Origin of the sequence: Brevundimonas sp. R86498 (assembly GCF_044598075.1) — a bacterium.
GTDB lineage: Bacteria > Pseudomonadota > Alphaproteobacteria > Caulobacterales > Caulobacteraceae > Brevundimonas.
In genome coordinates this window covers 2,079,157-2,100,867 of record NZ_CP139004.1, presented here as the reverse complement: position 1 = coordinate 2,100,867, position 21,711 = coordinate 2,079,157, and the positions used below count along the sequence as shown (strand labels likewise).

Sequence of the window (21,711 nt, the reverse complement as noted above, 5' to 3'; positions counted from 1 at the left end):
CGCGGATAGTTAAATCCGCGATATCCGGGATAGGCCCCGCTAACCCACTCGCCCTGCCGCCATGGCAACGGCCGAGATATCGGCCAGCGCCTCGATCCGTTCGCCGGTGACCAGGATCGCCGGCGCGTCGGCATACTCGCCCGCCGGGCGGCCCAGGGCGCGCAAGGTCGCCACAACGCCCTCGCCGAACGCGAAGACCGGCGCGCCCTTGGCGCAGGCGCGAACAATCGCGTCGTTCAGCGCCGCCTCGGCCTCGGGATCGGGCGCGCCCGCCGGCACGACCAGGGCCTTCAGGGCCCCGTTGTCGATGTCGCGGCAGCTGGCCGTCGCCAGCACACTGGTGCCGCCGACATTCAGGCCGGCGTCGCCGACCGACATGGGGGCCAGCGACAGGCCGCTGGACCTCAGCACGGTCTCGGCGTCAGGCATGTCGCCGAAGTTCATCGACCGGCGCATGGCCAGACCGACACGGGCGCGGATCGGCGCGGGGCGATAGCCATAGCGCGAACCGGGGTTGGAACGGGGGGCGTGGGGGGCTTTGCGTTGAGCGAACAAGACGTCTCCTTCAGGGTTTCCGGGTCCTGAAAGCGCCATCCGCAAAGGCAATCGCACGCCGGCGCGAGGGACGCTGGCGGACAAGGGGTGGGGTTTCAGGATACGCCCAAGATGGGCCGACCGGGTCGGGTTTTCAACCCCGACGGGCCCGGCCGGGTCCGGCCAGCGCCCATCCGGCACCGTTTGATGGCCCGGGCGATGGACGCGGCGGCGAGCGCCGATGATGCAAAAAAGTGAGTCCACTGAGTCCGTTGAGTCCGCTGAGTCCGCTGAGTCCGTTGAGTCCGTTGAGTCCCGATGGGACCTGTCCGGCGGGGCATGGGAGACATCGTGGCACGCCGATACGCCAGAATCGGTCGTAGGGGGTGCAAGCGCCCTTGCTCAGGCGTCGGGTGGAACCAGATCGTCGAACACCAGCGTCAGGCCCGGCAGGAAAGCGGTCGTCAGGGGTTCGGCGAAAGGCACCCGCCGGCTGTCGCCATAGGCCCCGTCGGCGGGGGCGCTGAGGACGTGGGTCACCCGCGCATTGACGTCGACGATCCAGTATTCGCCGAGCCCATATTCAGCGTATTTCGCGGCCTTGCGGCCCGAGTCATAGGCCAGCGAACTGTCGGCAATCTCGATCACCAGCGGCACGGCGGCGGGATCGACGGGCCGCAGGGGGGAGGTCCGGGCCACCACATAGAAGTCCGGCTCGGGCGCATCGTCCGGGGCCAGATGCAGGGTCCCGTCCGGAAGGATGCGCCACTCCATCCCGAGCGCCGCGACCAGCTGGCGGTTGATCAGTTCCTTGAACGTGAGATGGACCTCACCTTCCCCGGGCATGTCGATGATCTCCCCATCGAGTATCTCCAGCGAGGCGTCCGGCGCGATCACCCCGGCCTCGACCATCCGCCAGACGTCCTCGACCGTGAACCGGTGACGGCTGCCGGGCTCGATCCTTGGGAAGACGGCGGGGGCGTTCATGGGGGGAAGGTAACAGAGGCGGGCCGGGGCGTCATCGGGGGGGTGTGTGAGGGTGAGCGGTGTCATTTGCGCGCCGGGGATCGGAGCTTTCCTTCGGGACCTACCCTCCTTTTTCGTCATCCTCCGGCGAGCGCAGCGAGACCGGGGACCCAGCGGCGCGCGGGAGCGCGAACCTGCCGCGCACCTTCTGGTCAAATATCGTGCCTGGACAGATCGCCTTCGGCACCGCTGGGTCCCCCGGTCTGCGCCGCAAGCGCGGCTTGCCGGAGGATGACGAAAGGAAGGAAGGGTGCCGTCTGGCCCACGCCGTCTCCACCCCCGGCCAGGCGGCGAACACCCGCTCCGCCGTCGGCGAGCGGAGGCGGTTGCGGGAGCAGAGGAAGAGGAGGTTGGTCACTGGCAGGGCTCAATTGTGAGCTCGAGTTGTGCTGATCCTCGTTAAAACGCACGATCCCTGAAACAATCGCGAGCGAAGCCGATTCTTGAGCTTCATTGGCGAATCGGGGAAACGATGGCTCAACCAAGTTTGCAGATCCTCTCGGTCCTTGAGAAGATCGTCCGGTACATCGAGGAAGCCGAATGTGCGCAAAGTGCTACGAGGCTAAAACGGGCACTCGGCATATCCGATAGCGATTTCGACGAAGCCGCAGAATGGGGTTGCAGCAAAAAACACCTCAAACGGGCACCAGGTAACGTTTATTCTTTATTGAAGTCGTTCAATATTCCAGAATCTGCATACTATCAAGTTGTGCTAGATTCCATCTGCTCTGTTTGGATGGAAGACGGATACGCACCCAATGAGTTTGCAGCGCGAATAACAGCAAAAGACGATTCAAAGATTGCAGGTCGGTGGACTAGACCAGACGTCACTTTAGTATCTCACAAGAAATTCTCTTGGACAGTAGGTAATGAGTTCGACGTAGTCACATTTGAAGTGAAGCGACCAGACGAAATAAATGTCATTGGCGTCTTTGAGGCGCTATCCCATGTTACTGCTGCGACTAAAGCTTATGTAGTATTTCCAGTCAATTTTTCCGAATGGTCTGAGCGTTATCCGCAGCAAGGTGCCCGAATCACAGACGAGTGCGTTCGTCATGGCGTTGGTCTTCTGTGCATAGAAAATTTACACCTAACCAAAGAACCTAAAATAATAGTTCAGGCGGCACGCAAAACTATAGACTATAAGCGATGTAGCGAATTCCTAGATGCTGTAATGCCAAACGACATTAAGGGCGTCATTGCCGCGTGGAAGAGCTAGTCACAGCGGAATATTATCGTGCTTCTTCCACGGGTTCGTCTGCACCTTCCCCTTCAGCGTCCGTAGCGCCTTGATCAGCCGTCGCCGCGTCCCGTGCGGCATGATCACGTCGTCGATATAGCCCAGGCCCGCCGCCACGAACGGGTTGGCGAACCTCTCCTTGTACTCCGCCTCCCGCGCCGCCAGGGCTTCCGGGTCGCCGGCCTCCTTGCGGAAGATGATCTCGACCGCGCCCTTGGCGCCCATGACGGCGATCTCGGCGCTGGGCCAGGCGTAGTTGACGTCGCCGCGCAGGTGTTTGGAGCTCATGACGTCATAGGCCCCGCCATAGGCCTTGCGCGTGATCACGGTCAGTTTGGGGACCGTGGCCTCGGCATAGGCGAACAGCAGTTTGGCCCCGTGTTTGATCAGGCCGCCGTATTCCTGGCGTGTGCCGGGCATGAAGCCGGGGACGTCGACGAAGGTGACCAGCGGAATGCCGAAGGCGTCGCAGAAGCGGACGAAGCGGGCGGCCTTGCGGCTGCTGTCGATGTCGAGGACGCCGGCCAGGACCTGGGGCTGGTTGGCGACGACGCCGATCGGCTGGCCGTCCAGACGGCCGAAGCCGCAGACGATGTTCTTCGCGAAATCAGCCCCGATCTCGAAGAAGTCGGCCTCGTCGACCGTCTTCAGGATCAGCTCCTTGATGTCATAGGGCTGGTTCGGATTGGCCGGGACCAGGGTGTCGAGGCTGGCCTCGTCGCGGTCGGGGTCGTCGTAGCTATCACGCACAGGCGGCTTTTCGCGGTTGGACAGGGGCAAAAAGCCGATCAGGCGGCGGACCTCGCTGAGGGCCTCCAGATCGTTCTCGAAGGCCCCGTCGGCGACGCCCGATTTCTGGGAATGGACCCGGGCCCCGCCCAGATCCTCGTGGGTGACCACCTCGTTGGTGACGGTCTTCACCACGTCGGGGCCGGTCACGTACATGTAGGACGTGTCCTTCACCATGAAGATGAAGTCGGTGATGGCGGGCGAATAGACGTCGCCGCCGGCGCAGGGGCCCATGATCACGCTGATCTGGGGGATGACGCCACTGGCCAGGGTGTTCTGCAGGAAGATGTCGGCATAGCCGGCGAGGCTCTCGACGCCCTCCTGGATGCGGGCGCCGCCGGCGTCGAACAGGCCGATGATGGGCGCGCCGTTGGTCAGGGCCATGGTCTGGAGCTTGACGATCTTGGCCGCATGCGCGCCCGAAAGACTGCCGCCGAAGACAGTGAAATCCTTGGAGAAGACATAGACCAGCCGGCCGCCGATGGTGCCCCGGCCGGTGACCACGCCGTCACCGGGGATGCGCTGTTTCTCCATGCCGAAGTCGTGGGAGCGGTGCTCCACGAACATGTCGGTCTCCTCGAAGGAGCCCTCGTCCAGCAGGACCTCGATGCGTTCGCGGGCGGTCAGCTTGCCCTTGGCGTGCTGGGCGGCGATGCGGGTGGGGCCCCCGCCCTGACGCGCGGCCTCGCGGCGGGTTTCGAGCTGTTCGAGAATGGCTTTCATGGGAGACTCCTTGGCCCCTCGATAGCCCGGTTGCCCGGTCGGGAGAAGGCGTGCGGGCGAAGCGGGCGGGAACGCCCCCTGCCCTGTCGCGCTTGATGCTGTGAAAGAGGAGACCGCCCATGATCCGCGCCGCCGTCGCCATCGCCGCCGCCCTGTCGCTGGGGGCCTGTGCCAGCTTGGCCCCCTATGGTCCCCAGCGCGGGCCGGGCGGTCAGGGCTTTTCCGAACAGCGGATCGAGAGCGACCGATACCGCGTGACCTATTCGGGCGTCGGGGCCCCGGGTCCGGTGGCCGACATGGCCCTGCTGCGGGCGGCCGAGCTGACGCTGGATCAGGGCTATGACTGGTTCGAGGTCACCCAGCGCTACATCGACGGGCGTCCGGACAGCGCCGGGGGCGTGAGCCAGAGTGTGTCGCTGGGCTACGGCGGCGGCTCCAGCCGCTACGGCGGCCGGCGCTATTCGTCGTCGGGCGTCGGCGTGGGCGTCGGGCTGAACTTCAGCGGGCCGTCACCGACGGCGACGATGCCTGGAAATCCGGCTGGGCCGGGGCACGCGTCCGGACCGGGGCGAGGCCTATGACGCCCGCGAGGTCCGCTACGCCCTCAGCGGCCGCGAGTGAGCGCGCGGTATTCGACCAGGCGTTCCTTGTCGCGCCGGACCTGGTCGCCGATGGTGTTGTCGACGTCGAGCGAGGCGTAGCGGACCCAGCCGTCCACGCCCAGCTTGTCCTTCACCGCCGCCGTCGGGGTCTGCCAGCGGTAGTAGGACAGCCAGCTGACCACCACCGCCATGAGCAGGGCCACAATCTGGAGCACCCGGAACCCGGCCTCGTTGACGGCCGGGGCCGGCCAGACGGCGAACACCGCCAGCCAGACGATCAGCACCAGCGGGGTCGAGATCCGGCCGACCCAGCGCATCCAGTAGCGTTCGCGACGGGTGCGCCACAGCACCATCTGGGCGAACTTTTCGAGGTACTCCATCCGGGCCCCGATCCACATCACCAGCCGGGTCAGGAACAGGGCGCGCTGACCCCAGCCCTTGCCGTCCATCTGGAACTGGGTCTCGGCCTGGTCGGACAGGGCGCGGGCGTTGGTGAACAGGTTCTGGAGCTCGCGGGTGCGCTGCACGACCTCGCGTGAGAGCTCGTAGGAATTGTTCTCCAGCCGGAAGCGGTACTGGATGAACAGGATGGAGGAGATGCCGAAGAACAGGCCGGCGGTGATGAGCATGCCGAGCACGGCCAGACCGAGGCCCTGGGGCTGGCCGCCGGTCCAGTCGGCGAAGACCGTCGGCCCGAGGACGGCGAGGGCCGAGAAGGCGATCAGGGCAAGAGCCTGGGTCAGGCGCTTGACGAGAACGTGGATCCTCAGGGCGTCGAACACCCGGCGGCCATAGCCATGGATCCGGCCGCGGATGTCGGCGTCGACCGGGAACCGTTCCTCGATCTGGCGGGCGAACAGGACATGGAAGCGGTCCGGCTTGTTCTCGGTCTCCCAGAACGGAAAGATGTCGAGGGCCTGGTTGAAATACTGGTCGATGTTGGCGGAGATGACCTGGATCGCCTCGGGATCCATGGTGAAATAGTCGCTCTCCTGAATGGGTCTCAGGATCCCGTCGTCAGACACCGCGGGCTTGGGATTGGCCGGCGGCGTGGCCGGGGGGGGCGTGCGGTTGGCCACATCGGCCGCGCCCGGCGGGGGCGCGGGCGGCGAGACCGGGATGTCGAGGCTGGGAGCCGCGGCCGGCGTCTGATCGTCGTGCGACATGGCGGAGATCTTGAATCCCTGAAACCCGAGACGAAACCGTAAGTCAGAAGCACCGGCGATACGACGCCGTTCTCTCGCAACGCGAAGCTTGGGTATCGCCGTTAACCCTGCCCGCGGGCAAGTGACGTTTCGGTCAGGTTGGCGACCTAAAGCGGCCACCGCGCCATGGCGGCAGCGAAACCAACGAGCGGAAGGAGCAGCAGGACCTCGATCCGCACAACGGTCGCGACCCCGGCGAGCGCCGCGGCGGGCGGGTGGAACGCCGGATCAGCCTTTGCCGCGCGGCCCCACTGGACGAAGCGGACGGTCGGCAGGATCGACAGCAGGCCGATCACGGTGAAGGTGGCGATCTTCGCCCAGAAGAAGGGGTTGTCCGCGTACGCCGCCCAGCCTTTCGCGCCCCAGACGATCCGCGCCACGCCCACGACCAGCACCAGCACGGCGACCGCCCCATAGCCGGCGTCCAGCCCAGACAGGCGCTTCAGGGGCACCGGATCGGCGCGCAGATACGCCAGTTCCATGGCCAGCATGATGGCCAGGCCGAACACCAGCAGGTGGTGGGCGATGGCCAGGACGAGGTCGAGCATGCGGGGTCCCTTCGCTTTCGCCGATTGCGGGGTATAAGCCGCCGATCATGACACGATTTCTGCTGGTCGCCATCGGCGGGGCCCTGGGCTCCATGGCGCGCTATGGCGTGGGGCTGGCGGCCGCGCGGCTGATGCCGGGGGGAGCCTGGCCGTGGGGGACGCTGACGGTCAATGTGGTCGGCGGCCTGGCCATGGGGCTGCTGGTCGGCTGGCTGGCCCTGCGGGCGGGCGCGGAGCAGGAGACGCTGCGGGTGTTCGCCGCCGTCGGGGTGCTGGGTGGGTTCACCACCTTCAGCGCCTTCTCGCTGGAGACGGTCCTGATGATCGAGCGGCGGGACTACGGGCTGGCGGCGGCCTATGTGGGGCTTTCGGTGGTGCTGGCGGTTGCCGCCCTGATGATCGGGCTGATGCTGGCCCGGCGTGCGTTTGGAGCGGCCCTGTGAGCTACGACCCCACCGAGACCACACCCGCCGCGCCGGAGCCCAAGGGGCCCGTCGGGGCCCGCGAGGCCCAGATCCTGTATGTGGCCGAGGCCGAGGACGGCATCCGGCTGGATCGCTGGTTCCGCCGGCGCTGGCCGCATCTGTCCAACATCCAGGTGCAGAAGATGGCGCGCGGGGGCCAGATCCGCGTCGACGGGGCCCGGATCAAGCCCGAGGGGCGGCTGACCGCCGGGGCCGCCGTGCGGGTGCCGCCCATCCCCGAGCCGATCGTCCGCGCGCCCGGCGAGCACATGGCCCTGACGCCGGCCGATATCGCCTTCGCGAAATCGATGGTGATCTATGAGGACGACCTGGTCATCGCCCTGAACAAGCCGTGGGGGCTGGCGGTCCAGGGCGGGACCAAGACGACGCGCCACGTCGACCGGCTGCTGTCGGCCTGGGGCGAGGGCATGGACCGGCCGCGGCTGGTCCACCGGCTGGACCGGGACACCTCCGGCGTCCTGCTGCTGGGCAAGGGGCCGGAGGCGGCCAAGCGGCTGGCGGGGGCGTTCGCGCGGCGTCAGGCGAAGAAGACCTACTGGGCGCTGGTGATGGGCCTGCCGAAGCCGGCCGAGGGCCAGATCAATGTCCATCTGAAGAAGTCGGGCATCAACGACTATGAGATCATGCGCCCGGCCGAACCCAGGGAGAACGGGGCCGAGCCGGCCGAGACGGCGTTCGCGGTGATCAGCCATGCGGGGATGCGGGCCTCGTGGATGGCGCTGCGGCCCTTCACCGGGCGGACGCACCAGCTGCGGGCCCACATGAAGGCAATCGGCCATCCCATCCTGGGCGATCCGAAATACGGCGACGACGCCTCGACCCAGCTGAGCGGGCCGCTGAAGCTGCAGCTGCACGCGCGGCGCATCGAGCTGGAGCATCCGTCGGGCGGGATGCTGGTGGTCGAGGCCCCGATCAGCCCCGAGCTGCGCGCCGGCTTCCAGCATTTTGGCTTCGACGAGGGTGAGGCGGATCACGACCCGTTCGCGGGCGTGAAGCGGCAGCGATGAACCGGCTCGATCCATTCCTCCCCCATCGGGGGAGGTGGCGCGGCGCTGCTTCGCGCCGTGACGGAGGGGGCCCACCGCAAACGCCGGAGTCCGGGGCGAGCCCCCTCCACCCCCGCGCAAGCGCGCGGCGGTCCCCCTCCCCCGATGGGGGAGGATCATGAGCCGTCCCCTCGCCGTCTTCGACATCGACGGGACGCTGGTGGACAGCCGGGCCTCGATCCTCAAGGCCGCGACGGACGCCGCCCGGGCGCTCGGCCTGCCCGATCCGCACTATGACCGGGTGCGCCAGATCGTCGGCCTGTCCCTGCCCCATGCGCTGGCGGTGCTGGAACCGGACCTGGGTCCGGACGAGCTGGAGCGGTTCATTGCGGCTTTCCGCGACAGTTTCGCCCGCATGTTCGACGCCGGCCACGAGGAGCCGCTGTATCCCGGGGCCATGGACACCCTGCGTCGTCTGCACCGCGACGGCTGGCGGCTGTCGCTGGCCACGGGCCAGAACCGGCGGGGTGTGGCCCGCAATCTGGCCCGCGCGGGCTGGGCCGAGCTGTTCCTGTCGTCCCACTGCGCCGAGGACGGGCCGGGCAAGCCCGATCCGGCCATGCTGCGCGCCGCCATGATCGCGGCGGGAGCCGATGCCGGCTCGACCATCATGATCGGCGACACGGCCCACGACATCGCCATGGCGCTGGCCGCCGGGGCCGCCGCCCAAGGCGTGGGCTGGGGGTTTCACACCGTCGAGGAGCAGCTGGCGGCGGGTGCCCGCCACGTGGCGACCGACTTCGACGATCTGGAAGCCGCCCTCGAAAGGTTCGCCCGAGCGGCGCAGGACGCGGCCTGACGGTCAGATCAGCAGCCACATGGCGGCGATGAGGGCGATCGCGCCGACGCCGATCCCGATCGCCACGATCCGCACATTCATCGTCTTCAGTGCCTTGACCGAATGGCTGGACAGGCGGGCGTTGATCGCACAGGCGCGGCGCTCCGCCATGGCGATCAGGAAGACCCCGAGCACGATGAAGACGGTCGCGATCGCCTTGGCAGCCCAGGTCGGCTGCATCTCGCCAAACAGGGCGTTGAACGCCAGCCCGATGCCGATGGCCGCCATGGCCGTGCGCGCCCAGCCGGCGAAGGTGCGCTCATTGGCGAGAGCCGTGCGGTCCTCGGCCATGTCGGTGCGTTCGCCGGCGAGTTCGGTGCGATCGGAAGTCTCGTCGGCCATGGATAACCCAACCGCAAGCGGCGCAATACGTTCCGGCCGGGGCTGCGATCAGCCTGCGGGACGCCTATAGGAAGCCCATGAGCCACATCCCGCCCCTCGATCCGAATGTTGCCGCGCGCAAGGGCTTCCGCGAATCCGAGGAACGGCTGAAGCGTTTCTGGACCGAAGCCTCCGTCGCCGAAGAGCCCGGAGGCTGGGTTGTCCTGCTGGACGGCCGGGCCCCAAAGACCCCGGCCCATGACCGCTTCGTGCTGCCGACCGAGGCCGCGGCCCGGATTGTCGCCGACGAATGGGCGGCGCAGGGAGAGTTTCTGGACCCCGGGAGCATGCCGGCCACGCGGCTGGCGGCGACGGCCATCGACCGTGTCAGCCAGACGCGCGAGCCGGTGGCGGACGAGATCGCGGCCTATGTCGGTTCGGACCTGCTCTGCTACCTCGCGGAGCATCCGACCAGCCTGGTCACTGAACAGGACCACCACTGGACTCCATGGCGTGACTGGGCGGGCCGGGAGATGGGCATTGCGGTCACGGCGACCCGGGGCATCGTCCATTGCGCCCAGCCGCCGGAAAGCCTGGCCCGGGTCCGTGAGCTGGCGCTTGCGCTGGATGATTTCGCCCTGACCGGCCTTGCCATGGCCACGCCCCTGCTGGGCAGCGCGATCCTCGGGCTCGCCGTCCAGCGCCGGGCGCTGAGCGGCACCCAGGCCTTCGACCTGAGCCGGCTGGATGAAGCGTTTCAGGAACGCCAGTGGGGCATCGACGCCGACAATGCCGAGCGCACCGCCGCCCGCCGTGCCGAGGCCGAGCTGCTGGATCGCTGGTTCCGGGCGCTGGGCTAGACCGGCTCGACCGATGGCGGCAGGGTCAGCCCCATGGCCGTCGCCAGGGCGCGGAAATCTCCCGGCACCGGGGCCGTCACCGTCCGCTCGCCCCCTTCGGGGTGGGGAAAGGTCAGGCTGGCCGCGTGGAGCATCAGCCGGGGGGCTCCCCGGCCCGCCGCCGTCAGGGCCCCGCCGTAGCGGACGTCACCGACCAGAGGCCGGCAGATATGGGCCATATGGACCCGCAGCTGGTGCATCCGGCCGGTAAAGGGCTGGAGCTCGACCAGGGCCCCCTCGTCGCTGGCCGACAGGGTCCGGTAACGGCTACGCGACCCCTGCGCCCCTTTCGCGTCAAAGGCGGCGACCCGCATATAGCTTTCGCGCCCGATTTCCTGACGGACGAGCGGGACATTGATGTCGCCGCTGGCGGGCTCAGGCGCGGCGGACACCAGAGCCAGATAGGTCTTGGTCAGGCGATGGGCCTGAATCGCCTTGCCGAGGAAACCCGCGGCGGGCTTTGTTTTCGCCGCGAGAATGACGCCCGATGTGTCGCGGTCCAGCCGGTGGACCAGATCCGGCCGCTTGCCGTTCGACCGGGCGAAGGCCCACAGCAGGTCATCCAGCGTATGGGCCTGAATCCGCCCGCCCTGGCTCGACAGGCCGGCGGGTTTTGAGAAGACGAGGACGGAGGCGTCCTCGTGGATGACCCATGACCGGACGGCGGCGATGTCATCGGCGTCCAGGGCGACGGGCGTTCGGGGATTGGGAGTGCGGGGCGTCACCCCCGCCGGTTAGCGGAGAACACCCCGTTTGCCCATGGCGAGCGAATACCACAGCAGCAGAACCAGCATGGCAGTGATGACCGCGCTGGAGATCACCGCTGTCTGCCCCATGATCTCGCCGGCCCCGGCGATGCCCCAGGTGTAGACAAGACTGAGCAGGAAAGCCCCCAGCGAGAGAGCGAAGACAGGCCCGGCCGACCGGTTCCTGAGCAGGATCAGCAGCGACCCTGCCATCGCCGAGAACACCCCGATGGCCCAGACGGCCGACATCCAGGCCGGCATGGTCTGGTAGTGGTCGATCTGGGCCGGTGTCATGCCCACCGAGGCCATATAGGCCGGGCCCCCGGTCTTGCTCATCATATAGTCATAGACGCCGATGGCGTTGAACAGGACGGCGACGACGCCGACAAGCCAGAGATGACGCGGCGTTTTCAGGAACCGCGTGTCGCGCATGATATCGACCATCGCCCCCTCCCAAGGATGATTGAGAAACGGACGATACCCGCGCAATCAGTCCGCGTCATCCTGTCGCCTGCGGGCGCGCAGGACGGCCCAGTGCTCGAGGCGTTCCCTGACCTTCGCCTCATGCCCTTCACCTTTCGGGGCGTAGAAGACGCGTCGTTCCATTCCGTCCGGGAAGAAGTTGGCCCCCGAGAAGCCCTCGGGGGTGTCGGGGTCATACTGATAGCCCTTGCCGTAGCCCAGGGACTTCATCAGCCTCGTCGGCGCGTTGCGGATGTGGGCCGGGGGCATCAGGGAGCCGGTTTCGGCCGCCGCCCGCTTCGCGGCCTTGAAGGCCTCATAGACCCCGACCGACTTGGGCGCTGTGGACAGATGGACCACAGCCTGGGCCAGGGCCAGTTCGCCCTCGGGAGAGCCGAGGAAGTCGTAGGTGTCCTTGGCCGCATTGGCGACCAGCAGGGACAGGGGGTCGGCCTCGCCGATGTCCTCCACCGCCATCCGCACGATCCGGCGGGCGAGATAGAGGGGATCCTCGCCGCCATTCAGCATCCGCGCCAGCCAGTACAGGGCCGCGTCCGGGTCCGAGCCCCGCACCGATTTATGCAGCGCCGATATGAGGTTGTAGTGTTCTTCTCTCGACTTGTCGTAGGCGGGCGCGCGGCGCTGAAGCGTCCCCGCCAGAGCCTGCACATCCAGCACGGGCTCGGGTGGCAGGGCGAACAGGGTCTCGGCCATGGTCAGCAGATAGCGGCCGTCCCCGTCGGCGAGCGCCGTCAGGGCCTGCCGCGCCTCGGGCGTCAGCGGCAGGGGTTGGCCCTCCTGGGCCTCGGCTCGCGTCAACAGTTGATCCAGTGCCGCATCGTCCAGCCGTTTGAGCACGAAAACCTGGCTGCGGGACAGCAGGGCCCCGTTCAGTTCGAACGACGGGTTCTCGGTGGTGGCCCCGACAAGGGTGATCACCCCCTCCTCCACGAATGGCAGGAATCCGTCCTGCTGGGCGCGGTTGAAGCGGTGGATCTCGTCGACGAACAGCAGGGTCGACTGGCCGGCGGCGCGCCGCACCCGGGCCTGTTCGAAGGCCTTCTTCAGGTCGGCGACCCCGGAGAAGACCGCCGAGATCGACTGGTACTGATAGCCGGCGGCGCGGGCCAGCAGCCGGGCGATGGTGGTCTTGCCCGTGCCGGGCGGGCCCCACAGGATCATTGAGCCCAGCCGCCCGGCCTCGACCATGCGGCGGATCGGCCCACCCTCCCCCAGCAGATGGTCCTGGCCCACCACCTCGTCCAGCGAGGCCGGGCGCAGGCGGTCGGCCAGGGGCGCATCGGGCGGATGGATGCCGGAGGCTTCGAAAAGATCGCTCATGGGGCTATGTAGGGGGCGACACAGGTTCCCACAAAGGACTGATGATGGCCGATGAGACCCTGATCCCTCCGGGCGGCGTGATCCCCTATCTGACCATTCCGGCGCGCGGGGGACAGGCGGCGGTGGAGTTCTATCGCGCGGCCTTCGGGGCCGAGGAGCTGTTCCGCAATCTGGCCGAGGACGGCGAGCGGCTGATGCACAGCCGGCTGCGGATCAATGACGGGCTGATCATGCTGTCGGACGAGTTCCCCGAGTATGGCCAGGCGCCCGACGTCGTGCCGGCCGGAATCGCCCTGCACCTGCAGGTCGATGACGCCGACGAATGGTGGAACCGCGCCCTGACCGCTGGCGCCGTGCCGGTCATGCCGATGGAGGACCAGTTCTGGGGCGATCGCTACGGCCGGGTCATGGACCCCTTCGGCCACTGCTGGTCGATCGCGGCTCCGATCGGGACCTAGCGCAGAACGCCGGTCAGGCGGCGCCCCTGACGCTCGATCGTCACCTCGGTCGCACCCGACAGCCGTTGCAGCGGTTCGATCGTGGTGACCGGGCGGCCGTTGACCTCGCGCACCAGATCGCCGGGGCGCAGGCTGGCCCGGGCGGCATAGCTGCCCCGGGCGACGCCCGTGATCAGGACGCCCGAAGCGAACGGATCTCCGCCCAGACGGTCCGCCAACGCCGGATTGAGGACGGCGAGCCGGGCCCCGGAGAAGGGACCCTGCTGGATCGTCGTCCCGTCCCCGCGAGCGTCTCCGGGCAGGGGCTGGACCCGGGCATTGATCGTGCGGGACCCGCCTTCGCGCAGCACGGTGACGGCGGCGGTGTCGTTGGGGTTCTTTGTGCCGATGCGGAAGTTCAGGCCGCCCTGATCATTGATCTCGGCACCGTCGATGGTCGTGATGACGTCCCCCTCTCTCAGCCCTGCGCGGGCTCCGGGACCTCCGGGATAGACCTCGGTGACGATCAGCCCCTGGGGCCGGGGCAGGCCCAGAGAGCGGGCGACTTCGGCCGAGACGCTCTCGCCCTTGACCCCCAGCCACGGCCGCACGACGGCGGTTTCGCCGCCGAGGGCGGAGTCCACCACGCGCCGGACCATGGAGGCGGGGACGGCAAAGCCGACGCCCGACGATGAGCCGGAGCGGGAGAAGATGGCCGTGTTGATGCCGATCAGGTCGCCGTCCATGTCGACCAGGGCCCCGCCGGAATTGCCCGGATTGATGGCCGCATCGGTCTGGATGAAGGAGCCGGAGTCCGAAATGCCGGTCTCGGTCCGGTTGAGCGCCGAGATGATGCCGTTGGTGACGGTCTGGCCGACGCCGAACGGGTTGCCGATGGCCAGCACCAGATCGCCGACCGCCTGTTCCTCCCGGTCATCGATGGCCAGGACCGGCAGCTGTTCGGTCACCCCGGTGAGGCGCAGGACGGCGATGTCGGAGCGCTCATCGGCCAGAACGATCTCGGCCGGGAATTCGCGCCGGTCGTTCAGCACGACGCGGATCTGGGTCGCGCCGGCGATGACGTGGTTGTTGGTCACGACGATCCCGTCGGAGCGCACGATCACCCCCGAGCCGGCCGATTCCGCCACCCGCTCGCGCGGCATGCCGCCACCGAAAAACTGGAAGAAGGGATCGGCCTGAACCCGCTGGATCGAGCGGGCCGAGATATTGACCACGGCCGGGGCGGCCTCGCGCACCACGGGCGCGAAGCTCTGCTTCATGCTGGAGACGTCGGTCGGGGTCCGGCGCTCTGTGGGCTCGGCGAAGACGCCGTCCTGGGCGTTCGACGTATTGGCATTGCCGCAGGCGGCCAGCGTCACCGCCGCCATCAGGGCGATCATCGAGGTCTTCATCGCGTTCCGGAGGTCAACCATGGGTGCCCTATATCTGCGCCCCTTTCGGGCCGGATCAAGGCCCGGGGGTCACGGTATCATGGCCGGCAGGGTGTCAGCGGCCTGCCCGTCCCCGGCCGGCACCGCGATCCCCAGCAGACGACCCAGCAGGGGCTGGACGTCAACGCTGTCGAGAGAATCCAGCCGGACGCCCTGCCGGAAGGCCGGTCCGTGGGCGATGAACAGGGCCGACATCGCCGGCGCGGCGTTGTCATAGCCGTGAGCGCCACCCGAGCGCGTCACGGGCCGCGCCCGGGTGGCCAGCAGCCAGCCGGTGTCTGCCAGGCAGACGATCGACGGGACGCGGGGATTGGAGCCGAGCACGAAGCGGGCGGGGATGGTCGCCCGGGTCCAGCATTCAGCATGGGGATGACGCCGCACCAGTGCCGCCTCGACCTCGGCCTCACGGCCAGGGACGGGCTCCAGATAGGCGACCGCTCCGGCATAGATGACCTGCAGGGCTGACGCCTCGATCAGGTCATCCAGATAGATCGCCCGCTCCGGCGCCGTGGGGGCCATGCCGTGGTCGGACACGATGACAAGGTTCGCCCGTCCGGCCAGTCCCCTCGCCTCCAGCCCGCGGAGCAGCCGGGAGATGGAGGCATCCACGGCCGCCGCCGCGACCATGGTGGCCTCGGCATCGGGGCCATTGCCATGACCGGCGGTATCCACAATGTCGAAATACAGGGTCGCGAGGTCGGGCGGACTGGAGCCATCCATCCACTGCAGAAGGCGGTCCACCCGGGCGTCGCCGGTCAGGGTCTGATCAAACGGGGCCCAGTGGGTGGGCCGCACGCCCCGGATTTCTGTCTCGGATCCCGGCCAGAACATCGTCCCCGCGGTCAGTCCGGCCCTTTCCGCCGTGACCCAGATCGGCTCCGCCTGATCCCACCAGCCGGTCTCCTTGCGAGCCATCGAGAAACGACCCAGGACCGGATCGATAAAGGCGTTGCCGACGATACCGTGATGGTCCGGATGAAGCCCGGTCACCAGGGTGTAGTGATTGGGGAAGGTCACGCTCGGGAACGACGGCCGCATGGCCCCGCTGGCGCCGTTCGCGGCCAGCGCCGACAAGGTCGGGGTCGCGCCCCACGCCAGATAGTCGGAATGAAAGCCGTCGATCGAGATCAGGATCGTCAGCGGGCGGTTCTCCCGGCTCTCCACCGGGGCCGGCGCGCCGACCGTGGCGCAGGCGGACAGGACAAGGGCAATGCAGACAAGCAGAACGCGGGACATCAGGGCACTCCGGGGGGACGGACGTTGCATAAACTTAATCCGCGACGGAGCCGCGACGGCTTGTCGGCCGATCGATCGACAGCCAAGCTGCCCTCATGACAGCGGTGATCGAGACACGCGGCCTGACCAAGACCTACGGGTCGGTGCGGGCGCTGGACGGGCTAAGCCTGACCATTCCGCGCGGCGGGGTCTATGGCGTGCTGGGGCCCAACGGGGCCGGCAAGTCGACCCTGTTCCGCATCCTGCTGGGCCTGATCCGGCCCACGGACGGCGAGGCGACCGTCATGGGGGGCCAGATCGGCGACGTCGCCGCCGGCCGCCGCATGGGCTCGATGATCGAGACCCCCCGATATCCCCCCTATATGACCGCCCGCCAGGTGCTGGAGTGGCTGTCGCTGGCGCACGGGCTGAAGGCCGATGGCACACGGGTGTCGGGCTGGCTGGAGCGGGTGGGACTGGCCGAAGCCGCCGACCGCAGGGTGCGCGGCTTCTCCGTCGGCATGCTGCAAAGGCTGGGCGTGGCCGCAGCCCTGATCGCCGATCCGGAACTGGTCATTCTGGATGAACCGACCAGCGGCATGGACCCGCCCGGGATCCAGGAGATGCGGGCCCTGATCCGGTCCCTGGCCGAGCGCGACGGCATCACCGTCATCCTCGCCAGCCACCAGCTGCTGGAGGTCCAGCGCGTCTGCGACAGGGTGGCCATCATGAACCGGGGCAAGCTGGTGCGCGAAGGCGCGGTCAGCGAGCTGACGTCCGACGGCGAACGGCTGCGGCTGTCGACGACGCCGATCGCGAAGACGCTGGAAATCGTGGCCGCCCACCCCGGTGCGCACGGGGCCCTGGAAGGCGATGCGGTGCTGGCCACCCTGCCCCGGCCAGAGGCTCCGGCCCTGCTGCGCGCACTGATCGAGGGCGGCGTCGACATCGACGAGGCTCGCTGGATCGGAGCCGATCTGGAGAGCGTCTTCATGACCGAGACCGGCTCCGTGCAACACCCGGAGCGTATCCATGCTCACTGACGCCATCCGCGCCGAGACCTTCCGCTTCTCGAAGAACCGCATGGCGATCTTCTGGTCGGTGCTGTTCGTGCCCCTGGTGCTGCTGGCCATCGGGACCATGGTGCAGCTGGTGACCAAGGCCCGGTCGGCGGAGATGGCGAAAGCCCTGCCGCCCGAGCTCACTGCCGAGGGCGGACCTCTGGCTACCTCGGGCCCGCTCGACCTCGGCCAATCCCTGGTCAGCCAGGCGGCCGATCTGGCCAACCCCATCCTGCTGCTGTTCGTTCTCATCGGGGCTGCGATCATCTATGCTGGCGACTATCGCTGGGAGACTTGGCGGCTGACGAGCGCGCGCAACAGCCGGCCCAATCTGGTGCTGGGCAAGATCGTTGTGGTGCTGGCCGTTGTCTGTGCCGCCCTTTTCACCAGCCTGGTCTTCGGGACGATCAGCGAGATCATCAAGGGCGTCATCTTCGCCCGGCCTTACACCTTCAGCTTCGGGGCCGAACAGGCCGGCCAGTTCGGAGCCTTTCTCGGCCTGATGGTCACCCGGGTAATGCAGTTCACCATGATCGCCCTGCTGGCCGCCGCCCTGACGCGCTCGCTGCTGGCCGCCCTGTTCGTGCCGCTGGCGGTGGCGATCGGGCAGTTCTTCCTGATGCAGGCCCTGCCCCTGTTCGGCTGGGCCCCGGGCGATCTGCAGGCCCAGTTGCTGATCCCGGGTCTGGCGACCGACAGTCTGAAGAGCCTGATCGCAGGCGGAGCCGACGCCGCCAGGGCTCCGGACGGACTCGCCTGGAAGGCCGTGCTCAGCCTCGCCCTGTGGACGGTGGTGCCCCTGGTCGCGGCGCTGGCCTGGTTCCAGCGGCAGGACCTGTCGAAGGAATAGGCGGGCCCGGGCTGATCGACCCTTCCGCGACCAGCCAGTCGCGGAAGGCGTCAACCGACGCGTCCGGCCGCCCCTCGGGCCTCAGGAAGACAAACTGAGAGGGTCGCTCGGCGAATCCGAAGGGGGCGACCAGCCGACCCGCCGTGATGTCGGGGGCCACGAAGGCCCAGGGCACGATGGCGACCCCCAGACCGGCGGCGGCGGCCTCGATCATCGAGTTGTTGTGCTGGAACTCCCGCGACGGATCCACCGACGGCAGCCGCACCTCGACCAGCGCGCTCCAGATCGCCCAGCTCTCGCGGAAGGTGGAGGCGTGCAGCCGGGGCAACCGGCCAAGGGCCTCTAGGGTGATCCCCGGCGGCGTCAGGGCCGGTGCGGCCACGGGGCCCTGATACTGCCGCAGGAAGGGCGTGATCTCCTGTCGTTTCGCCCCCTGCCCCGGATTGAAGATGCGGATGGCCCCATCGATCCGGTCGCGGGCGAAGTCGGCCGGGGCCCAGGATTCCGACACCTTCACCCGGATCTCGGGGTGAAGGGCCATGAAGCCCGGCAGGCGGGGAATCAGCCACTTCAGGGCGAAGGTCCCGAGGCAGGAAATCTCGATCTCGCGGCGTTCGTCCCGGCGCGCCGCCTCCACCGCGTCCCCGATGACGGAGAAGGCTCCGGTCAGCCTCGCCGCCAGCGCCGCCCCGGTGGGGGTCAAGGTCAGGCGATGCCGGGGGCCGACCACGAGGGTAACGCCAAGATGATCCTGCAGCGCCGCGACCTGGCGGCTGACCGCGCCGTGCGTGACGCACAGTTCAGCGGCAGCGGCCGTCATCCCCCCGTGCCGGGCAAAGGCCTCGAAGGCCCGCAGGGCGTTCAGCGGCGGCGGTGCGGCGGACTTCATGTGACCTCAGCTCACAGACTGCCGCCGGTTTAATCGATTTCGGCCCGGAGGCAATTCGGGTTGAACCTGATCGATGCCACTGTTCGACAGAGACCCGCCCCCGCCCCCGCCCCGCCGCACCCTGTGGGACCGCCTGCTGTATGGCCTCTGCGCCGTGCTGATCTGGGCCGCCGTGCTTTACCGCGCGCTCGGCTAGTCCTCGTCGGGCGCGCCCAGCGGGAAATAGCCCCGGTAGGGCCGCGCCTCGTCCAGGGCCCGGGCGTAGGAGGGGCGCGCCAGCAGGCGGCGGCGATAGGCCCACAGATTCGTCAGGTCCTTCGGGATGGGATGGGTCCAGTGGGCATAGAGCAGGCCCGGCGCGGCCCCGCAGTCGGCCAAGGTGAAGACCTCCCCCGCCGCCCAGGTCCGCCCCGACATCGCCCCGTCCAGCCAGGCGTAGGCGGTCTCCAGCTTCGCCCGGGCCTCGGTGACGATCAGCGGGTCCCGATCCGCCTCGGGCCGCAGCGCGTTGTAGATGATCCGCTGCTGGTTCGACTGGACGTGATTGTCGAACACCCGGTCCATGAACCGCGTCTCCAGCGCCAGATCCGGATCGGTGGGGATCATCGGCGTGGCCGGCGAGATCTGGTCCAGCCGCTCGATGATGATCGAGGCCTCGGCAAAATGACGCGCGCCGTCCTTCAGCACCGGGAACTGGCCGAACGGCCAGGCCTCCTTCAGCTCTGCCATCGCGCCCGCGTCCTCCAGCATCCGCTGGGTGAAGGGCAGGTTTTTCTCGTAGAAGGCGACGATCGCCTTCTGGCAGTAGGAGGAGAAGGGGTGGCTGTAGAGGATCAGGTCGCTCACAGGCGTTTCTCCATCCAGACATTGCAACGGGCATAGGGCGTCGGCTGCGGCGGCAGGTCAACGAAGCCGAAGCGATGGTAGATGGCGATGGCGTGGGTCTGGGCCGCATTGGTCTCCAGATAGAGACGGGGCGCCCGGGCAGCACGGGCGTGACCCTCACAGGCCTCGAGCATCGCCCGACCGAGACCATGGCCGCGCGCGGTCCCGTCCACGGCCATTTTGCCGACCTCGAACCCGCCGTCCGGCATGGCCATCAGGGAACAGCAGCCCACCGCATCACCCTCCAGCTCGGCGATGAAGATCACCCCGCCCCGGCCGAGAATGGCACCCTCGGGGTCTGACAGGACGAGCCGATCCTTGGCTTCAATTTCATAGCCGCCGTCAGCCAGCCAGGCCTCGTTCATCGAGGCCCAGGCGTCCTGATGGCGGGGTTCGTATCGCACGATGTGGATCCGGTCGGCGGAACGGGTCATGCAGGCTCCGGGAAAGCAAAAGGGCGACCCGGTCACCCGGATCGCCCTTCAGACATCAATGCGGGGCGAAGCCTAGGCTTCGTCGTCGCCCTCGGCGGCGTAGACCGGGCCGGAGTCGAGGCCCTTGGCGTCGACGTCGCGGTCGACGAACTCGATCACGGCCATCGGGGCGTTGTCGCCGTGGCGATAGCCGGCCTTCATGATCCGGATATAGCCACCCTGACGGTCGGCGTAGCGCGGTCCGATGGTCTCGAACAGCTTGCCGACCTGGGTCACGTCACGGACGTGGCTGATGGCCTGACGACGGGCGTGCAGATCGCCCTTCTTGCCGAGCGTGACCAGCTTTTCGACGAAGGGGCGGAGCTCCTTGGCCTTGGGCAGGGTCGTGGTGATCTGCTCGTGCTTGATCAGCGACGCGGCCATGTTCGCGAACATGGCAGTGCGGTGGCTGGCCGTGCGGCCGAGTTTGCGGTGGGCGGCGCCGTGGCGCATCGGGGTCTCTCCTACTCCGGTCCTGGTTTCCCGCTTCCGGGACCCGTGACCGCATTATTCTAACCGCTCCGAATGACCGTCTGCGGTCCGGGCGGAGGGTTGAAACTAGATCTGGTCGTCGAACTTCTTGGCCAGGTCTTCGATGTTTTCCGGGGGCCAGTTCGGCACATCCATGCCGAGCGACAGACCCATGGAGGTCAGCACTTCCTTGATCTCGTTCAGCGACTTGCGGCCGAAGTTCGGGGTGCGCAGCATTTCGCCCTCGGTCTTCTGGATCAGGTCGCCGATGTAGACGATGTTGTCGTTCTTCAGGCAGTTGGCCGAACGAACCGACAGTTCCAGTTCGTCGACCTTCTTCAGCAGGGCCGGGTTGAACGGCAGGTCGGGCTTGCCCTCCGCCGCTTCCACAGCCTTCTTCGGCTCGTCGAAGGTGATGAAGATCTGGAGCTGGTCCTGCAGGATGCGCGAGGCATAGGCCACGGCGTCCACAGGCGAGACGGCACCATTGGTTTCGACTTCCAGCACCAGCTTGTCATAGTCCAGCGACTGGCCCTGACGGGTCGGCTCGACGCGATAGGCGACGCGCTTGACCGGCGAATACAGGGCGTCGACCGCGATCAAGCCGATGGGGGCGTCTTCCGGACGGTTGAACTCGGACGCCACATAGCCCTTGCCGTTCTGGACGGTCAGTTCCATGCGCACCGAAGCGCCGTCATCCAGGGTGCAGATGACGTGGTTGGGGTTCAGCACCTCAATGTCCGACGGGACCTCGATCTGGCCAGCGGTCACAGGCCCGGGGCCGGTGGCGCGCAGGGTCATACGCTTGGGACCCTCGGCATGCATGCGCAGAGCCAGTTGCTTGATGTTCAGGACGATGTCGACGACGTCCTCGCGAACGCCTTCCAGCGACGAGAATTCGTGCACCACGCCGTCGATCTGGATCGCGGTCACGGCCGCGCCTTGCAGCGACGACAGCAGCACGCGGCGCAGGGCGTTGCCGAGCGTCACACCGAAGCCGCGTTCCAGAGGCTCGGCCACCAGACGCGCCTTGCGTTGCGCGTCGGACCCCAGCTCGATCTGCGGCTTCTCGGGACGGATCAGCTCTTGCCAGTTACGTTCGATCATAGGTGTCCCTGATGAGTGTCGCCGGTTCCTCTCACCTCGTCAGGGAGGCGGAACCGGCGGAGAAATA

Annotated in this window: 26 protein-coding genes; 10 read left to right on the top strand and 16 right to left on the bottom strand. The window is 67.8% G+C overall.

Features of this window, described 5'->3' with window-relative positions:
- Positions 1–39: 39 nt before the first annotated feature.
- On the bottom strand, positions 40–555 hold the full coding sequence (locus SJY26_RS10285) for a hypothetical protein (protein ID WP_396592946.1): 516 nt from the start codon (positions 553–555) through the stop codon (positions 40–42).
- A gap of 381 nt (positions 556–936) precedes the next feature.
- On the bottom strand, positions 937–1,521 hold the full coding sequence (locus tag SJY26_RS10280) for a Uma2 family endonuclease (protein WP_396592945.1): 585 nt from the start codon (positions 1,519–1,521) through the stop codon (positions 937–939).
- A gap of 511 nt (positions 1,522–2,032) precedes the next feature.
- On the opposite strand from SJY26_RS10280, the gene SJY26_RS10275 reads away from it, so the two are divergent.
- Entirely contained in the window at positions 2,033–2,779 is a 747-nt protein-coding gene (locus tag SJY26_RS10275) for a hypothetical protein (RefSeq protein ID WP_396592944.1), read from the top strand.
- On the opposite strand, the gene SJY26_RS10270 is transcribed toward SJY26_RS10275, so the two are convergent.
- Positions 2,780–4,312: an acyl-CoA carboxylase subunit beta gene (locus tag SJY26_RS10270; RefSeq protein WP_396592943.1), complete on the bottom strand. Its 1,533-nt coding sequence runs from the start codon at positions 4,310–4,312 to the stop codon at positions 2,780–2,782.
- 119 nt (positions 4,313–4,431) lie between these two features.
- On the opposite strand from SJY26_RS10270, the gene SJY26_RS10265 reads away from it, so the two are divergent.
- Positions 4,432–4,893 carry a CC0125/CC1285 family lipoprotein gene (locus tag SJY26_RS10265; protein ID WP_396592942.1) on the top strand — a complete coding sequence of 154 codons (462 nt, stop codon included), beginning with the start codon at positions 4,432–4,434 and terminating at the stop codon, positions 4,891–4,893.
- A gap of 23 nt (positions 4,894–4,916) precedes the next feature.
- On the opposite strand, the gene SJY26_RS10260 is transcribed toward SJY26_RS10265, so the two are convergent.
- Entirely contained in the window at positions 4,917–6,080 is a 1,164-nt protein-coding gene (locus SJY26_RS10260) for a hypothetical protein (RefSeq protein ID WP_396592941.1), read from the bottom strand.
- A gap of 146 nt (positions 6,081–6,226) precedes the next feature.
- A complete protein-coding gene (locus tag SJY26_RS10255; protein WP_396592940.1) occupies positions 6,227–6,667 on the bottom strand; it encodes a DUF2214 family protein in 441 nt (146 codons plus the stop codon).
- Positions 6,668–6,714: 47 nt separating this feature from the next.
- On the opposite strand from SJY26_RS10255, the gene crcB reads away from it, so the two are divergent.
- The 3 genes from crcB to SJY26_RS10240 all read left to right on the top strand — a co-directional run bounded on the left by crcB (position 6,715) and on the right by SJY26_RS10240 (position 8,997).
- Positions 6,715–7,110: a fluoride efflux transporter CrcB gene (crcB, locus tag SJY26_RS10250; RefSeq protein WP_396592939.1), complete on the top strand. Its 396-nt coding sequence runs from the start codon at positions 6,715–6,717 to the stop codon at positions 7,108–7,110.
- A complete protein-coding gene (locus SJY26_RS10245; RefSeq protein WP_396592938.1) occupies positions 7,107–8,159 on the top strand; it encodes an RluA family pseudouridine synthase in 1,053 nt (350 codons plus the stop codon). Before crcB ends, SJY26_RS10245 begins: the two co-directional genes overlap by 4 nt.
- A 157-nt stretch (positions 8,160–8,316) precedes the next feature.
- Positions 8,317–8,997 (top strand): HAD-IA family hydrolase, encoded by a 681-nt coding sequence (locus SJY26_RS10240; RefSeq protein WP_396592937.1) that lies wholly within the window; start codon positions 8,317–8,319, stop codon positions 8,995–8,997.
- A gap of 3 nt (positions 8,998–9,000) precedes the next feature.
- Here the strand turns inward: SJY26_RS10240 and SJY26_RS10235 are convergent, their stop codons facing one another.
- Positions 9,001–9,378 (bottom strand): YidH family protein, encoded by a 378-nt coding sequence (locus SJY26_RS10235; protein WP_396592936.1) that lies wholly within the window; start codon positions 9,376–9,378, stop codon positions 9,001–9,003.
- Positions 9,379–9,455: 77 nt separating this feature from the next.
- On the opposite strand from SJY26_RS10235, the gene SJY26_RS10230 reads away from it, so the two are divergent.
- On the top strand, positions 9,456–10,217 hold the full coding sequence (locus tag SJY26_RS10230; RefSeq protein WP_396592935.1) for an ATP12 family chaperone protein: 762 nt from the start codon (positions 9,456–9,458) through the stop codon (positions 10,215–10,217).
- Here the strand turns inward: SJY26_RS10230 and SJY26_RS10225 are convergent.
- Genes SJY26_RS10225 through SJY26_RS10215 form a run of 3 tightly spaced genes read right to left on the bottom strand, consistent with a single transcriptional unit; the run spans position 10,214 to position 12,805 of the window.
- Positions 10,214–10,981, bottom strand: a complete 768-nt coding sequence (locus tag SJY26_RS10225; protein WP_396592934.1) for an RluA family pseudouridine synthase — start codon at positions 10,979–10,981, stop codon at positions 10,214–10,216. The two genes, SJY26_RS10230 and SJY26_RS10225, sit on opposite strands and share 4 nt — an antisense overlap.
- 9 nt (positions 10,982–10,990) lie before the next feature.
- On the bottom strand, positions 10,991–11,446 hold the full coding sequence (locus SJY26_RS10220) for a hypothetical protein (protein ID WP_396592933.1): 456 nt from the start codon (positions 11,444–11,446) through the stop codon (positions 10,991–10,993).
- A 45-nt stretch (positions 11,447–11,491) separates the two neighbouring features.
- On the bottom strand, positions 11,492–12,805 hold the full coding sequence (locus tag SJY26_RS10215) for a replication-associated recombination protein A (protein ID WP_396592932.1): 1,314 nt from the start codon (positions 12,803–12,805) through the stop codon (positions 11,492–11,494).
- 44 nt (positions 12,806–12,849) lie between these two features.
- On the opposite strand from SJY26_RS10215, the gene SJY26_RS10210 reads away from it, so the two are divergent.
- On the top strand, positions 12,850–13,263 hold the full coding sequence (locus SJY26_RS10210) for a VOC family protein (RefSeq protein ID WP_396592931.1): 414 nt from the start codon (positions 12,850–12,852) through the stop codon (positions 13,261–13,263).
- Here the strand turns inward: SJY26_RS10210 and SJY26_RS10205 are convergent.
- Together SJY26_RS10205 and SJY26_RS10200 are read right to left on the bottom strand one after the other, a co-directional pair.
- Entirely contained in the window at positions 13,260–14,654 is a 1,395-nt protein-coding gene (locus tag SJY26_RS10205; protein ID WP_396595739.1) for a Do family serine endopeptidase, read from the bottom strand. The genes SJY26_RS10210 and SJY26_RS10205 overlap by 4 nt on opposite strands.
- Before the next feature lie 69 nt (positions 14,655–14,723).
- Positions 14,724–15,929, bottom strand: coding sequence for an ectonucleotide pyrophosphatase/phosphodiesterase (locus SJY26_RS10200; protein ID WP_396592930.1), 1,206 nt, complete (start codon positions 15,927–15,929; stop codon positions 14,724–14,726).
- 95 nt (positions 15,930–16,024) lie between these two features.
- On the opposite strand from SJY26_RS10200, the gene SJY26_RS10195 reads away from it, so the two are divergent.
- Entirely contained in the window at positions 16,025–16,951 is a 927-nt protein-coding gene (locus SJY26_RS10195; protein WP_396592929.1) for an ABC transporter ATP-binding protein, read from the top strand.
- A complete protein-coding gene (locus SJY26_RS10190; RefSeq protein ID WP_396592928.1) occupies positions 16,941–17,819 on the top strand; it encodes an ABC transporter permease subunit in 879 nt (292 codons plus the stop codon). The genes SJY26_RS10195 and SJY26_RS10190 overlap by 11 nt, the downstream gene beginning before the upstream one ends.
- On the opposite strand, the gene SJY26_RS10185 is transcribed toward SJY26_RS10190, so the two are convergent.
- Positions 17,740–18,708, bottom strand: coding sequence for a LysR substrate-binding domain-containing protein (locus SJY26_RS10185; protein WP_396592927.1), 969 nt, complete (start codon positions 18,706–18,708; stop codon positions 17,740–17,742). The two genes, SJY26_RS10190 and SJY26_RS10185, sit on opposite strands and share 80 nt — an antisense overlap.
- 73 nt (positions 18,709–18,781) lie before the next feature.
- Here SJY26_RS10185 and SJY26_RS10180 point away from each other — a divergent pair, with 73 nt between their 5' ends.
- On the top strand, positions 18,782–18,904 hold the full coding sequence (locus SJY26_RS10180; RefSeq protein WP_396592926.1) for a hypothetical protein: 123 nt from the start codon (positions 18,782–18,784) through the stop codon (positions 18,902–18,904).
- On the opposite strand, the gene SJY26_RS10175 is transcribed toward SJY26_RS10180, so the two are convergent.
- From SJY26_RS10175 to SJY26_RS10160, 4 genes are all read right to left on the bottom strand, one after another.
- Complete coding sequence (locus SJY26_RS10175) at positions 18,901–19,554, bottom strand: glutathione S-transferase family protein (protein WP_396592925.1); 654 nt, start codon at positions 19,552–19,554, stop codon at positions 18,901–18,903. The two genes, SJY26_RS10180 and SJY26_RS10175, sit on opposite strands and share 4 nt — an antisense overlap.
- Positions 19,551–20,027 carry a GNAT family N-acetyltransferase gene (locus tag SJY26_RS10170; protein WP_396592924.1) on the bottom strand — a complete coding sequence of 159 codons (477 nt, stop codon included), beginning with the start codon at positions 20,025–20,027 and terminating at the stop codon, positions 19,551–19,553. The genes SJY26_RS10175 and SJY26_RS10170 overlap by 4 nt, the downstream gene beginning before the upstream one ends.
- A gap of 72 nt (positions 20,028–20,099) precedes the next feature.
- On the bottom strand, positions 20,100–20,519 hold the full coding sequence (gene rplQ, locus SJY26_RS10165; protein WP_396592923.1) for a 50S ribosomal protein L17: 420 nt from the start codon (positions 20,517–20,519) through the stop codon (positions 20,100–20,102).
- A 105-nt stretch (positions 20,520–20,624) separates the two neighbouring features.
- The gene (locus SJY26_RS10160) at positions 20,625–21,644 is read right to left on the bottom strand and encodes a DNA-directed RNA polymerase subunit alpha (protein WP_396592922.1); all 1,020 of its coding nucleotides are present in this window, start codon (positions 21,642–21,644) and stop codon (positions 20,625–20,627) included.
- Between the last annotated feature and the right edge of the window lie 67 nt (positions 21,645–21,711).